Origin of the sequence: Clostridium gasigenes (genome assembly GCF_900104115.1) — a bacterium.
Taxonomy (GTDB): domain Bacteria; phylum Bacillota; class Clostridia; order Clostridiales; family Clostridiaceae; genus Clostridium; species Clostridium gasigenes.
Genome location: NZ_FNJM01000011.1, coordinates 79054 through 94358, shown reverse-complemented (window position 1 = coordinate 94358; position 15305 = coordinate 79054). Strand labels below are relative to the sequence as shown.

Below are 15305 nucleotides of genomic sequence, written 5' to 3'. Positions count from 1 at the left end.
GATATTTTATAACGAATAGAAATATCATATAAAGAACCTTCACCGTTGATATAATCCGTTATTGCTTTAATCTTAAGTTCATGTGAATAATGTTTATTTCTACTATTACTTATTAATCCATCCACTCCAAAAGCCTTATATTTACGTATCCATTCCTCAACCGAGAAGCTAGAAACTTGTAGTTGATAAGCTATTTGCCCTACACTTATTTTTCCTGATAAATACTCCTTAACAACCTCTATCTTAATTTCTGACAATATTTTAGTTTTTCTTTCCATAATAAAATGCTCCCTCTATATAAACAGTTTTTATTATTTCAACTGTCTACTATAAAGGGAGCATATCAAACCCCTAGACTATTTATTATCTAATTCAAAATATCTCTTCCATGTTTATCTTCAAATCACAAAATAATTTTGAACATAATTCATTATCTCTTTGAATTACATTGTGATAATTTTTTTCTTCAGTATCATAGCTATAAACCATAAATGACTCACTACTCGGATCTATGATCCAATATTCTAACACTCCAAATTCTTGATACAGCTTGAATTTTTTAATCATATCATCAGCCCAATTTGAACTCAACACTTCAACAATTATAGTAGGAACCCCATGATATCTTTTTTCATCAAATCCACTCTGTTCACACATAACTGAAATATCTGGAATAACACATATTTCTTTTTTTATGTTATCTTTTTCAAGATAAATATCGGTTGGAGAAATCATAGTTTTGCACTTAGTTCCCTTAAAGTATTGCTTTAACTCCATTACCAGATTTAAAACAATATCTTGATGTTTAATGCTTGGTGAATGCATTTTTATAATTTCACCATTTATAAACTCATAGTTTTCTTCACTTGTTTCTCTTAGCTTTTGATATTCTATAAACAATGATGTTATAGCAACTTCTTTTTGAGTATTCATACTAATCAACTCCTTCGCACCCTATTACCTTATTATTATTATGTATATATTATATTCCTCTATATTTTCAATTGCAATGAATTAATTTAAACAAATATTATCTAAAACTATTATAAACATAATTTATTGCATTAACTATTCTTTTATAATCATCTTCTATTTTTTCTGGTGTATCTAATCCTATTAGATACTACTGGTAATTCCTTAATACCCCTTCGGTTTTACCTTTCATTCTCTTGTATTCTTCTTTTGCCTAAGTGTTATTTTATACTACGTTTAACGTTAGCACGTTTCTTGATATCGTCAAAACTGTATTTCTCTAGATGGAATGTCCACCCCAAAAAAAAACTCAATTTAAGATCTGTTAATTATATAAAAGTTAACTTCACTGCTATGCCCAGCGGAACAGTTTTTTACCAAGTACAAATATTCTTGAATTGCGAACGAAAAAGTACCGTAAAATTCATTTCTGAATAATACGGTACTTTTTGTAATATTATTATATATTATTTGAAAAAATATTTAATATCAATTTTATTAACTGTAATATTAATATCATTAATATTATCAGAAAAGTATTCATATTCTATATTAACCCAATTGTATAAATTTATTATTGACTGACAAGATTTACCAACATTTAAATTCTTGTTAAAATTTGTACAATCAGCTAAATAGAGATTTTTCCCGTTTTTTAAGGAATTTATACCATTAAGCTGAACTAAAAGTTCCCCTATCATGTTACTTTCATTAATAATATAAAATATATCATAGAATATTTCTAAAGGTACATTATCTTTGTATCGAGTTAAAATCAAGTTTCCTAGAGTGCAAATTTTATCTAACTCAAGTCTCATTTTTAGACTCCAATCATAATGCTCAGAAATTAAAGTTAAAGCTGCATAAGTTTTTATTGATTCCTGCAACTTAACATGTTTTGTTATTTCTTCTATGACATCTTGTTTGAAAAAATCATCTACTTCAACTATTTCTGATATATTAAAATATCCTTTTGAATTAGCATTAACGCCAATAGTTGCCCATAAATATATTATGCCTTTTGTAAATTGTTGAATTTCTTTATGAATAGTCGCCTTAAAAGGTATTGTTTCACTTTGTTTTTCTACCGATTCAACCAAATCTGGAATAAAATTCACAAGCATATAAAACATATAACTTACAATATAACTTACACTTAAGTTATATTGTAACATATCTGCATTTTGTGGTTTAATAAAATATTCTGGCATATTAGCCCATATTGGAATATCTGAGTATCTTATAGCTTGTATTGAAGAATAAATTAATATTAATGATAGTATTATGAAATATCGCCATTTTTGTTTGGATATTGCTGTAAATATTTTAAATAATGTTTTTTTCATTTTTGCCATTCCCCCTAAGCATAAAACATTAAAAATATTATAACATATTCTTACATTTAAAATTAACTTTATTATGTTATTTAATATAAATACCGTATTATTCGATGCTCAATGAATAACTCTATATATATTGCTTGTTTTTGCTTTAAATAATATCTGAAACTAACCTTATAACTAAACTAAACCGAATTTTTTTTGAATTTTATACTATCATTTAATTCCTTCATCGCACTTTTCTCATAATCAAAAATTTTCATAGCTTTTTCTTTAAATTCCAGAAACATTTTTTTAGAATTATCCTGTAAGTCAAAACAATGAATAAATCCATTACAATCTTTATAAAAAACATGATTATTAAAGCGATCAGTAGATTTATAAATAAGATCAGGCCGTTGATTTAATAATAAATTTACTTTTTGTAATACATCATAAAAGAAGTTTTCTATTGCATTGAGAAATTCTACATATATCTCTATTATACATAAATTAAATTCTGATATTGATTTTGTAAAACAGATTCTTGGATACCCTTTAAATTTTTCGTATATTTCCTTTTCTAATTTTATCATTTCTTCTTCAATCTTTTTATTATGATTAAAATGTGGAGTTGTTATAATTCTATTCAAATCAAAACAATAACCTCCATTATAATTTCCACTAATAGGTAAATGGCCATGTTGAGAAAAATCCCTTAATCGAATTAATAGTCTATATGAAAAAATAGTATCATATATTCTATTTATACATTTACATTTGAAATCATTATATATTCGTAATTCTGGATTTATAACTGATTTCATGAAGTTTTCAATAGATTCTACTAGTGTCTTTCCAGAACTTAAAAAGTTAATTACTAATGTGTTAATTACTACATAATCATCTTCTTCAAAAGTACATATTTTATTACGTTTAATAGTGTCATTATTATACAGTGTATAATGGTTTAAGATAATTTTTAGATTACATCTAAAAATATTAAATAATTTTTCTATCTCTTTAATATGTCTTGTTATTTCTACATAGGACTCAATGATTAATCTCTCATCTTCATTTAAATTAGGAATTTTCATTTTCTCTAAATCAATATCTAAATCTTCTTTTAATATATGCGTCTCTGTATTCACTAATTGGTTCCTCCTTAAAATTTTAATTTATCAATCTACTTCTAATTAATTATAGCATATTTGTATATCGCATTATTCAATTTTAAAAGAACATTTTTATTAAATGCTTCGCAATATCAACAATTTAAGTTGTTGCATATTTTGCAATAACTCCTTGAATTGCGAACGAAAAAATATCACATATTCAGTAATGAATAATGCGATATTTAAGTCTATTATTTATTTTTATTAATTCGTAGTATCCTAAAATTGTTTCCTTAAAGTTAATTTAATCTACCCTACAAATTGGAATTTGTCTCATTAAAATCTATGCTATGCACTGAACGAAGCCAGTAAGATACTTTGGAAACTATTAAAAAGATATAGTCTTCAAAGTGTGATTAATTAACCTCTAATTAGTGCCAATCCTAACGTATATTATTTTGATTTACATTAAAATACGATAACAGGTATTCTTCAAGCTTTTGCGACAGCTTGTAAAGCTTGTCATAATATTGATTAAAATGCATACCATTATAACAACTTTCTACAAGTCCATACAATGGTTTTACCGGATTATAGTACTCTTGTAAAATGATCGGGCAATCACGCTTATCTACTAAATCGTAATGCATCATACAATTTCTAAAAGAAGACGAGAATAAATTTATATTTCCATCAATACATTCACTTAAATCATGAAATTTTATTCCGCTATGATGATTTTGTTCAAGATGTTGACTAAGCTTTTTTATCCCAAGCCATGTATTGTGAGCTGTGATGTATATGATTCTTAAAAGCCATACATTAGTATCTCGGAAAACTGGAACAAGTAAGTTATTCACGAACCCAATTGTTGAGAGCATATGTAATAGTCTAAGATTGATTTCCTTATCAAACTCTTTACTGAAAAATTCACTCTTCCTGTTTGTATTAAAATCGATGTATCCATATTTAGGGACAGAATTAAAAAGAATTGTTTTGTCTTCCAAGTTATTGATACCACAATATTTTACAAGAATTTTAGCAATTTCACCACCTAGCTTCTCTCCAACTATTCTTGCATGTCCTCCAGCTGAATCCTCTTTGCTTCTTGGTATATTTAAATAAAAATTAGCCTGCTGCGTGTTAAATACAACTCTCCCTTGTTCATTAAAATAAACTCCAAGATTCAAATGAATATTTAATATTTTAGTTATGGAGAAACGCAACATATTCTTAAAAACTTCGTTTTGCTGGTTATCCGATTCAGACACCATCTTTTTCCCTTTTGAATACTTATCAGTAAATATTTTTAATCCATTTCTTATGTCTTTTACGTCTTTTTCAATCTCATTCCTTGCATCCTCAATACATAGAAATTCTTTGGCAGATCTACAATAAAGAGCAGAAAATGGTATTAAAGATAAGGATACTGCACTATCCTGAACATTTAATAGTAGATCAATTAATGTCTTACCATCTTGTGCTATAAGTATTTTTGAATGCATTCTTAAAATATCATTATATGTATTTTCACCCATATTCAATAAATCACCTCTCCTAAACAACGAATGTTTAACTAAATCATTAATTTCAATTCACTGAATTCTGATTTCTCTGTTTCTTTCTTTTGTATTTCATTAGCTTACTAATTATAATGGCAAGCATACTTATTTAATATAATTTCAAATTTTTCATCTTTTCACTCTCTTTATCCCAATCAATAATAGTGAACTTGAAGAAGTTAAACTTATCCTTACATTCTTCATAATAGGCTCTGACAGAATTACAAAATATTAAACACAAACGTCGTACATTTACACGATAAGTTCTTACACTTCCATTAAGGATGCCGGATGCATCACTATAAATATCAAATGGCTTTTTAGATTCAATAACAAGCTCAAAGCAATCAATTTTATTGTTATCATTTTTAATTTTAAGAGCATCTATATTAGGTGTCCCCTGATGCAATAAAGAGTTTCTTAAATTGTATACCACTTCTCCACTTAAATAAGGCATTGGAGTATTCTGACAATGTTCACAAGGGCACTGTTCATATTTACCGATATACTCGTCATACCAATCTTTGTATCGTTTTGCAGTACTCTTTTCTTGGGGATATTCAGCCTTACCACAAATATCAGGGAAAGTTAATACTAATGATAATGCGGAAAAGTAACTCTCTGCCTCCAATGCTTTGTTAACATCAGCAATTAGTCGTAACATCATATAATACACCTCGTTTTTTCTATTAATAAACTTATATATATACATACTTATTTAATTATAAATATAAAGGGAAATTTGGCCTCCCTGAAATTGGAATGTAGTTTAAAGTATTATTCGTTTTTTATAGGTAAATATACTTGAGACATAATTTTTATATCAGGCACTTCTGCGTCCTCCACCTGAGTATCTAATATCGCTCTCATTAATGCCATACAAAATTTCATTCCAACTTCTTCTGGTATTATATCTTTTAAGTAAATATTAGTATTGTTATATTGTTCAGGAAAATTAATGCAAAAATATGTCATTTTATTCTTTTTTTCTTCCCATATTCTATATTTTACAGTGCCTTTACCATCAATCTTTTGTTTAATACTTTTAGTTAGAAATTTATCTATTTGACCCATCTTACTCCAAGTGGCTAAGTTCTTATTTATATATACCTCATCCCATGTATCAAAAATAGGAAAGTGCAATAGGAGATTTCTTATAAAACTAAACAAATCATCTGCAATTATACCTTCAAAATGAGGTCGTCCACCTTTTTTCATCCAGTTAATATATTCTTTAATAGACTCATAACTTAATAATTCTTTATATATTGAAAATGATTCCCTTAGTTTATAAAATCTTATTTTTGCATCATTGTTAATAAAATTATCATTTACAACTTCTTCATATAAATCATAAAATCTATTATAAAATAACGCTAATACTTCTCTTTCTTTTTCATTTGGTTTTAGTTCTTCTATTGTAATCACCCCCATAAATTCCTATTTATCTAACAGCCAATTACTATTATGAATTAATTATAACATATTTTGTAAATATAACATTATTTAATTTTCAAATATCATATTTTTATCTAGTTCACAATTTCCACAGATTATTCTCCACCTTTATTTAACCTACCAAATCTTTAAGTTTTACTTCTTATAAAAATAGATATGGCAGTTACTATATTCAGTAACTGCCATATCTATTTGCTCTATCTAAATTCACTTTAATTAAACAATTAAAATAAATTTATTTATTAGCATATATCTTAATTATATTTAATATTACCTCAACTGCTTTTTCCATAGACTCTACTGGTATATATTCATATTTACCATGGAAGTTTTCTCCCCCAGTAAATATATTTGGCGTAGGTAATCCCATGTAAGAGAGTCTTGCTCCATCTGTTCCACCTCTAATAGGTTTTATTTTAGGAACTACATCAGCATCTTCCATTGCTTTCTTAGCCACTTCAACTATATGCATAACTGGCTCAATTTTTTCTTTCATATTTTTATATTGTTCCTTTATGATTACATTAACAATTCCTACTCCATACTTTTCATTTAATTGTTTTTCTATTTCTTTAAATTGAGATTTTCTTTTTTCAAATGTATCTTCAAAAAAGTCTCTAACTATAAATTGTAGAGTAGTATTTTCTACTGATCCTTTTATATCTGAAAGATGTGAGAAACCTTCATATTTTTCTGTTTTCTCTGGCACTTCATTTATTGGAAGCATATTTATAAATTCATGAGCTACCATAATAGAGTTTATCATTTTATTTTTTGCATGCCCTGGATGAACATTAACGCCTTTAATTTCAACATTTATTCCAGCTGCATTGAAATTTTCATACTCAAGCTCTCCTACTTCTCCACCATCTAAAGTATATGCAAAGTCAGCAGCAAATCCTTCAACATCAAAATGGTCTGCACCTTCTCCAATTTCCTCATCTGGTGTAAATCCAATTTTAATAGTTCCATGTTCTATTTCTGGATTATTAACTAAGTAATTAATAGCTGTCATAATTTCTGCTATTCCAGCTTTATCATCTGCACCTAAAAGAGTATTTCCATCTGTAGTTATAAGTGTCTTACCTATATATTTTTTTAATTCAGGTGAGAATTTTGATGATAATGTTACATTTTTATTTAATTTTATATCTTCACCATTATAGTTTTTAACTATTTGAGGGTTTACATTTGTTCCACAATAATCTGGTGCTGTATCCATATGTGCTATAAACCCTATAGTTGGTATTTCCTTATTACAATTTTTCTCTAAAGATGCATAAACATATCCATGTTCACTTATCTTTGCATTCTTAATACCCATTTCTTTAAGTTCATTACAAAGTATTTCTGCTAATTTTAACTGTCCCTTTGTGCTAGGAGTTACCTTAGTATTTTCATCTGCTTTAGTATCAACCTTAATATATTCTAAAAATCTTTCTTCTACCTTTTTCATAATTTCACACTCCATTTTTAATATATTAAATTTACTGTAATATAACTATTTCTATTATACCCTAAATTTATGAAAAACTAAAAACACATATTCTTAAAAAGATAATTCTCATTCAACCCTTATTATACTATTAAATTCATTTTTGAAATTAATATCTATAACAGCTATATATATTAATCTTTATAAACACCTTTTAACAATTTTATTTCCTCTGCATGACCTTCAACTTCATTTGGTGTTTCAAGGAAAAATGGTAAATGTCGTAGTTTAGGATGATTTATAATTCTAGTAATAGCTTCAATTCCAATAAATCCTTCTCCAATTATTTCATGTCTATCTTTATGACTTTCAAATGGATTTTTACTATCATTTAAATGTATTGCACGTAATTTATCTAGCCCAATTATTCTATCAAACTCGTCTAATACACCATCTAAATTGTTAACTATATCATATCCTGCATCATAAACATGACATGTATCAAGACATACTCCCATATGATCTTTTAGTTCCACTCTACTAATTATTTCTGCTATTTCTTCAAATTTTCTACCAACCTCTGTACCTTTACCTGCCATAGTTTCTAATAATATAGTTGTTGTTTGCTCTGGTCTAATAACAGTGTTAAGCATTTCTACAATATAATTAATTCCAACTTCAACCCCTTGTTTAACATGACTACCTGGGTGAAAATTATAAAAACTATTTGGTAAATATTCCATTCTCACTAAATCATCAATCATCATTCCTAGTGCAAATTCCCTAGTTTTTTCATCTGCGGAGCACCCGTTTAATGTATACGGTGCATGAGCTAATAATGTTGCAAAATTATTATTTTTTGTTATTTCTAAAAGAGCTGCCACATCTTTTTCACCTATTGCCTTTGCTTTTCCACCTCTTGGATTACGTGTGAAGAATTGAAAAGTATTAGCACCAATTTTAAGTGCTTCCTTTCCCATATTTTCAAATCCCTTAGTTGTTGATAAATGACATCCTATATTTAACATTATTGTATCCTCCAATTTGTATTAGGGCTTGTAAAATAAATAATATACTCATATACCCTAAATGTATTCTTAATTTATTATTCCTATTATTTTTTGATATAACTCTTAATTTTTGATATAATTCTTAATAGGTAATTAATTTGCATTTAATTAAAATAATACTATAATATAATTAGGTTATGCAATGAATAATTTTTATTATCTAAAAATTTTTATTATATTAAACTTTTAAAATAAGGAGCGATACATTATGGAAAATTTATTTGATAAACTACCAGAAGCTAAAGATTTATTAGTAAAAAGAAATGCTAATAAGGAATCTCAGATGACAGAGCAATCAGAATTAATTATGAAAGAAATAGGAACTCTTACTAGTGAAGATAGCCTAGTTCTAAACTTCCCTATAATTAGTGAATTAAGAAGTATGTTATATAAAAAAGGTTATACAGTTAGAGTCCATGGTAATGAAAGCACTATAACTATAAGAGATCCAAAGGAAGATATGAAGGATGAATGGGCTAGCTATGATTGTGGTAATTAGCCATTTTTAGACTGAATTTATAAATATAATTTTGAATTATAAAAGCCTTCACCGAAATGTGAAGGCTTTTATTTTTTATTCTTTTTTAATTTACTCATAATAGCAAATAATAGGTATTCCATCCTCAATATTTTCAAATATCTTTTTTGCTAAATATTCTGGAGCATTTACACATCCATGAGTTCCACTTTCCTTATATATATTACCTCCAAAGGAATATCTCCAACTTGCATCATGAATACCAATATTGCCATTAAAAGGCATCCAATACTTAACTTTAGAGCTATAATTTTCACCTTCTAAAGTTGCATTTTTTTGTTTATAATTCAACATATAAGTACCCAAGCTCGTTTTAAATCCTTTACTTATATCGCCTGTAACAATATCTCCTTCAGCAACAATTTTGCCATTTTTATAAAACCATAAATATTGCCTATTTATACTAATTTCTACATAGGTATCTCCTATATCATTGTCGCCCTTAGATACTGCACTTTGTAAATATAATGGTTCTTTAGTTATTTCTTCTCCATTTCTTATATTTTCAATTAAGGCTTCAACTTCGGCTGGTGTATTAATCTTCCATCCGTAATAGCCCCCGTGTACTTGTATTTCATTTCCATAAGAAGTCTTAAAATCTCTAGTTTTACCAACTGTATTATATTTAGTAGCTAATGTACCTACATACTCCTTTACCTTTTTTTCATCAATCATTACATCTAAATCTTCATTAATATTAATCCAATTATTTATTGTAGAACTATCTACAATGTCCTCTTCTTCATTAAATGTGTATATAATTTCTGATGAGTTATATTTATCAAGTATCTCTTTAGCTTTTATGGCTTCTTTTGAACTAGAAATATATTTAGGGTTTTCATAGCAATTTATTGCTTCTAAATCAAGGATTATTTCCCCATAAGTAATTGCATTTTCTACATTCTTATATAAAACTTCTTCATTAATTTTGTTTCCATAAACTTCATCTATCATTGTATATGCCCCATCTCCATATTTAAAGCTTACACTTTTAGGGTCAACTATATTTTCACCATTAATACAAGAAAGATTTAATAACTTCTCTCGTAATAATTCTTCATCATACAAACTTATTTCAGGAAGCTTATAATAAGCTTTAGTAACAAGTCCAAACATCCATTCAAATTCATTCTGTTTTTCTTTTATATGTTGAATTGTACTATCTGAATTGTATTTTAAATCAATATCATTTACTAAAATTTCTTCCGTAACACCTCCTCGTTCTTTTAACTCTAATTTATACCTATTAATTTCATTAGCTATTTTTTCACTTGCTTTGTTAATAGTTTTCCCAGAAACATTAACACCATTTATTATAGTTCCAAAATTGAAATGCTTTATAAAATATATTGATCCCCCCACATATACAAGTATTAAAACACAAATTACAATTATAATATCTCCAACAACTTTATTAGGTTTAATTTCTTTCATACTATTTTATTCCTTCCTCATAACTTTTCTTAGTAGCTAGTACTCTATCTATACTATGTAGCTAGAGTACTATTTAAAACTTATACTAATGTTTTTTATAAAATTTATAGATATAAAAAATAAGCAAAATATCTACCTTAGTAAATTTCTTGCTTATTAAAATACCTTATATTAAGTTATCTTCTTTTAATAATTTAAATAGTGTTGGTTTTAAATTAAATTGATTCATTAAATTATTAACTTCTTCTAATGATTTTTTCTTTTGTTCTTTAGATATATTATCTTTTGATGCCCTAATTAATAGGTTTTTAGGTGAATGTGCTATATCTATAAATTCTAGAAGCTGAGTTTTATATCCCATGCTTTCTAAAAGGTTAGCTCTAACTGTATCTGTCATAAGTGCTGCAATTCTTTCTTTCACTATTCCATATTTAGTTAATATAGATAATGACTCTGTTTCTATTTGCTTATTAAATTCATGTTGGCAACATGGCACAGAGAAAATCATTTTACTATTCCATTTTATAGCATTATATAAAGCATAATCTGTAGCTGTATCACAGGCATGTAATGTAATTACCATGTCAACATTGTTATTATATTTAAATCCATTTATATCTCCAAGTTCAAAATGTAAATTTTCATACTTATAACGTTTTGCTATATCATTACATTTTTTAATTACGTCTTCTTTAAGATCAAGCCCTATCATTTTAACCTTAAGTTTTTTAATTTCTACAAAATAATAATATAGAACAAATGTTAAATAAGACTTTCCACAGCCAAAATCTAATATTGTAAGTTCTTCTAAACCACTTTTTTTAACTTCATCGTCAATCATTTCTACAAATCTATTTATTTGCTTATACTTATCATATTTTGAATTAATTATTTTTCCTTCCTTTGTAAAAACACCTAAATCTATAAGAGGTTGTATTATAGTACCCTCTCTAAGCATATAATTTTTTTCTTTATTATGTTCTTTATTAACAAGTTTTATATTATCTTCTTTTTTCTTACTTAAAAGAAGTTTACCTTTTTTAGATATTTTAACTTCAAATGTATCGCTCTTTGACCAAGCCGAAACCTGCTTATAATTTCCGCATACATATTCTAAAACTTTTTCTTCTAATTTATCTATATCTATATTTTCATGAAAAACCTGCTTCTCAGTATATTTTTCAACTTGATAATATTCTTTTTCCTTATTTTCTTTAAGTACAAAGGTTATTTTATTATATGTAACATCTTTATTCATTTTATTGCTAAGAACTATCTTTATAATATCTTCTTTTATAATTTCATTAATTACCTTTTTTAAATCTTCCATTTAAACACACCTTCTTATTTATTTTTACATTAGTTAATATCTTCATCATCTACTGATTTAGTATTATTAGTTATCCATTTTCTCTTTCCATATACCATTATAGCACTACTTTCATTAATGTTTTTTTTGATAGTAAAATCATCCTCAATTTTCTTTTCTATATTGTTACTAATATTATATAATTCAATTAACTTCTCTCCATAGTATACTGGATACATAATATTAATTGGTATTATTATAGACATCCTTTTAGCAGCTCTGAAAACATATCTATAATCTACTGCATTATATTCAAGTTTATAATTACCGCCATTAGGAAAATACTCTTTGATTCTTTTAGAATTCCATTCTAATCTAATTGAACTATTACTATAATCATAAATAAATACCTTGTTATATATTCCAAATATCAGTAAAGTTATCCACACTATTAATAAAAATATCCAAAATATATAATGGAATATTGACCCACCTTCTATTAAATTCTCAATAGGTAAAACCATATAAAATACCCATATCCACGGTGGATAATATTGACCACTTGAAAAAACTAATTTCTCATCTTTATTTAATGTTTCAATTAATTCTCCTAATGAAGGTTTATCGCCTTCTTTTATATTAGAAATGTAATATTGTTTAACCTTTTTTCCATATAATATTCTTATAATATAATTATCATCCATATAGGCTGCTCTAATTTTCTTTAATTCAAGATTTCTCTTACCAAAGAATCTGTAAAATATAAGTTTGTCCTCTGTTAATTCAATATATTTCTTATCGAAATGATTATTTATTACCATAAATTTTATCCTCCTACTCTTCCTAGTAATTACAGAAACTCATTACCACCTGTTATTACTCTGTTTCATTGATTTAACTTTTTATCATTTTCCCCATAGTTGTTTACATTTTAAAGAAACCTAAATCTTCTGTATTTTAGCTTACATATTGTTACTAATATTATATAATTCCACTAGTTTCTCTTTATAATATACAGGATAAGTAATATTAGACGGTATTACTATAGTCTTATTTTTAGAAGGTTTGAAACTATATGTATAATTCGATATATTATATTCGAATTTATATTTATCCTTATTGGGGTAATACTCCTTATTTTTTCCCAATCTATTTTCTACTATAATTAAATTATTATTATAAATGAATATATTATTACTATAATAAGTGGCATCATAAATGCTTATTATCATTCCTATTGCAATTATTATCCAAAATATACAACTATATATTGATTTAAAATCCATTAAATTATTAATAGTCATAGGCACTATATAGCATCCGAATATCCATGGTGATAAATTTTTATTTTCTGAAAAAAATACTGTTTTATCATTATTTAATATTTCAATTAACACTTTTAATAAAGGTTTATCCCCTTCGCTTATATTTACAACCCGATATGATTTAACCTTTTTTCCATATAATATTTTTATATTATACTTATCATCCATATAAGCACCTCTAATTTTTTTTAATTCAAGAGTTTGATTACCAAAGAATCTGTAAAATATAAGTTTGTCCTCTGTTAATTCAATATATTTCTTATCGAAATAATTATTTATTATCATAAAGCTTATTACCATAAAATTTATCCTCCTACTCTTCCGAGTAATTACAGAAACCCAATAACTCCTGTTATTACTCGGTTTCGTTGATTTAACTTTTTATCATTTTCCCCATACTTATTTACATTTTAAATAAACCTAAATCTTCTATATTTTTGCTTCCATATTGTTACTAATATTACATAATTTTCTTAACTTCTGTCTATAGTACGCTGGATATATAATATTAGTCGGTATCATTACAGCCTTACTTTTATTAGCTTTGAAAACATATCTATCCCCTGATGTATTATATTCAAATTTATACTTACTTTCATTAGGAAAATACTCTTTAACTTTTTTAGAATTTCGCTCTAATATAATTGAATTATTAATAGAATCATAAATGAATATTTTATGATATTTTGCAATTATTATCATAGTCACAGCAAATATTAGGATGCATGTATAAAACATATAATCGCCTTTGGACCCGCCATCTATTAAATTACTAATAGGTAACATCGCGTACAATACCCATCCCCAGGTTTGATAATATTGACCACTTGAAAAAACTAATTTTTCATCTTTATTTAATGTTTCAATTAATTCTCTTAATAAATTTTTATCCCGTTCTTTTATATTTGCAACCTCATATTGTCTAACCGTTTTTCCATATAATATTCTTATAATATAATTATCATCCATATACGCTGCTCTAATTTTCTTTAATTCAAGAGTTCTCTTACCAAAAAATCTGTAAAATATAATTTTATCTTCTGTTAATTCAATATATTTCTTATCGAAATGATTATTTATTATCATAAAGCTTATCCCCCTAGTTTTATAATTATGTATATTATACCATATTATTCATAACAAAAAAATTTGAACTCAGAAGAGACTAGCTTAAAAATCCCTTAAATTAAAAATAGAAAATGAATTGTTATTTCATTTTCTATTTAACACTATATATTTTTTATCCCTGTAATCCTTGTTGTCTTTCTTGCTCTTCTAACTCTTGATATTCAATTTCAAACAATTGATTTTCTAATTCATTAATTTTATTATTTAACTCTTCAATTTTCATTCCACTATTCCACGATCTAGTATCTTTTTCCCAAAGAGATTTTTCCTTGTTGCGCTTTCTAATTTCACTTTTGATTTCACTTTTAATTTGTTCCATTAATAACGCCACCCTTAAAGTTGTATGTTTTTTTGGTAAATCAAATTAACATTTCCAATATATATCATATACATGATTAATTGTATTTATACTCAAAATAAGTTATTTATTCTTGTATATTTTAGTGTACATAATTATCACAACAATTTTTTAACGTGTTTATTAAGGGAAGCCAAATTACTTCCCTTAATATTTGCTATACTATCAACACTATTTTTAAATATAGCCTAAATGGAAAATATATTTTCAAAATTTTATCAATAATTATGATTCGCATTAGTTCCCTACGTTAATTTTTTTTATAAAATTTAGAGGCACTAA

16 protein-coding genes are annotated in these 15305 nt (G+C 26.1%); 1 reads left to right on the top strand and 15 read right to left on the bottom strand.

Annotation, left to right across the window (positions count from 1 at the left end):
• The 9 genes from BLS77_RS14975 to BLS77_RS14935 form a co-directional block, all read right to left on the bottom strand.
• On the bottom strand, nt 1–278 hold a 278-nt coding region (locus BLS77_RS14975), incomplete at its 3' end, for a helix-turn-helix domain-containing protein (protein ID WP_139164851.1).
• A 94-nt stretch (nt 279–372) separates the two neighbouring features.
• Complete coding sequence (locus tag BLS77_RS14970) at nt 373–933, bottom strand: Uma2 family endonuclease (protein ID WP_089971671.1); 561 nt, start codon at nt 931–933, stop codon at nt 373–375.
• Between the two features lie 506 nt (nt 934–1439).
• Nucleotides 1440–2318, bottom strand: a complete 879-nt coding sequence (locus BLS77_RS14965) for a hypothetical protein (protein WP_242873997.1) — start codon at nt 2316–2318, stop codon at nt 1440–1442.
• 179 nt (nt 2319–2497) lie between these two features.
• Entirely contained in the window at nt 2498–3442 is a 945-nt protein-coding gene (locus BLS77_RS14960; RefSeq protein WP_089971667.1) for a hypothetical protein, read from the bottom strand.
• Nucleotides 3443–3849: 407 nt separating this feature from the next.
• Nucleotides 3850–4950: a hypothetical protein gene (locus BLS77_RS14955; RefSeq protein WP_207648696.1), complete on the bottom strand. Its 1101-nt coding sequence runs from the start codon at nt 4948–4950 to the stop codon at nt 3850–3852.
• Between the two features lie 127 nt (nt 4951–5077).
• Nucleotides 5078–5635 (bottom strand): hypothetical protein, encoded by a 558-nt coding sequence (locus BLS77_RS14950; RefSeq protein WP_175490874.1) that lies wholly within the window; start codon nt 5633–5635, stop codon nt 5078–5080.
• Between the two features lie 110 nt (nt 5636–5745).
• The gene (locus BLS77_RS14945) at nt 5746–6396 is read right to left on the bottom strand and encodes a hypothetical protein (protein ID WP_242873996.1); all 651 of its coding nucleotides are present in this window, start codon (nt 6394–6396) and stop codon (nt 5746–5748) included.
• A 265-nt stretch (nt 6397–6661) separates the two neighbouring features.
• A complete protein-coding gene (gene pepT / locus BLS77_RS14940) occupies nt 6662–7882 on the bottom strand; it encodes a peptidase T (protein WP_089971664.1) in 1221 nt (406 codons plus the stop codon).
• A 173-nt stretch (nt 7883–8055) separates the two neighbouring features.
• Entirely contained in the window at nt 8056–8889 is an 834-nt protein-coding gene (locus tag BLS77_RS14935) for a deoxyribonuclease IV (RefSeq protein ID WP_089971662.1), read from the bottom strand.
• Nucleotides 8890–9139: 250 nt separating this feature from the next.
• On the opposite strand from BLS77_RS14935, the gene BLS77_RS14930 reads away from it, so the two are divergent.
• Nucleotides 9140–9430: a hypothetical protein gene (locus BLS77_RS14930; protein ID WP_089971660.1), complete on the top strand. Its 291-nt coding sequence runs from the start codon at nt 9140–9142 to the stop codon at nt 9428–9430.
• A gap of 90 nt (nt 9431–9520) precedes the next feature.
• Here the strand turns inward: BLS77_RS14930 and BLS77_RS14925 are convergent, their stop codons facing one another.
• The 6 genes from BLS77_RS14925 to BLS77_RS14900 all read right to left on the bottom strand — a co-directional run bounded on the left by BLS77_RS14925 (nt 9521) and on the right by BLS77_RS14900 (nt 14984).
• Nucleotides 9521–10903, bottom strand: a complete 1383-nt coding sequence (locus BLS77_RS14925; protein ID WP_089971658.1) for a L,D-transpeptidase family protein — start codon at nt 10901–10903, stop codon at nt 9521–9523.
• Nucleotides 10904–11069: 166 nt separating this feature from the next.
• Entirely contained in the window at nt 11070–12233 is a 1164-nt protein-coding gene (locus BLS77_RS14920; protein ID WP_089971656.1) for a class I SAM-dependent methyltransferase, read from the bottom strand.
• Nucleotides 12234–12262: 29 nt separating this feature from the next.
• On the bottom strand, nt 12263–13033 hold the full coding sequence (locus tag BLS77_RS14915) for a hypothetical protein (protein WP_089971654.1): 771 nt from the start codon (nt 13031–13033) through the stop codon (nt 12263–12265).
• Nucleotides 13034–13174: 141 nt separating this feature from the next.
• Entirely contained in the window at nt 13175–13837 is a 663-nt protein-coding gene (locus tag BLS77_RS14910; RefSeq protein WP_089971652.1) for a hypothetical protein, read from the bottom strand.
• A 129-nt stretch (nt 13838–13966) separates the two neighbouring features.
• Nucleotides 13967–14623 (bottom strand): hypothetical protein, encoded by a 657-nt coding sequence (locus tag BLS77_RS14905; protein ID WP_089971650.1) that lies wholly within the window; start codon nt 14621–14623, stop codon nt 13967–13969.
• Nucleotides 14624–14777: 154 nt separating this feature from the next.
• The gene (locus BLS77_RS14900) at nt 14778–14984 is read right to left on the bottom strand and encodes a hypothetical protein (protein WP_089971648.1); all 207 of its coding nucleotides are present in this window, start codon (nt 14982–14984) and stop codon (nt 14778–14780) included.
• Nucleotides 14985–15305: the final 321 nt, after the last annotated feature.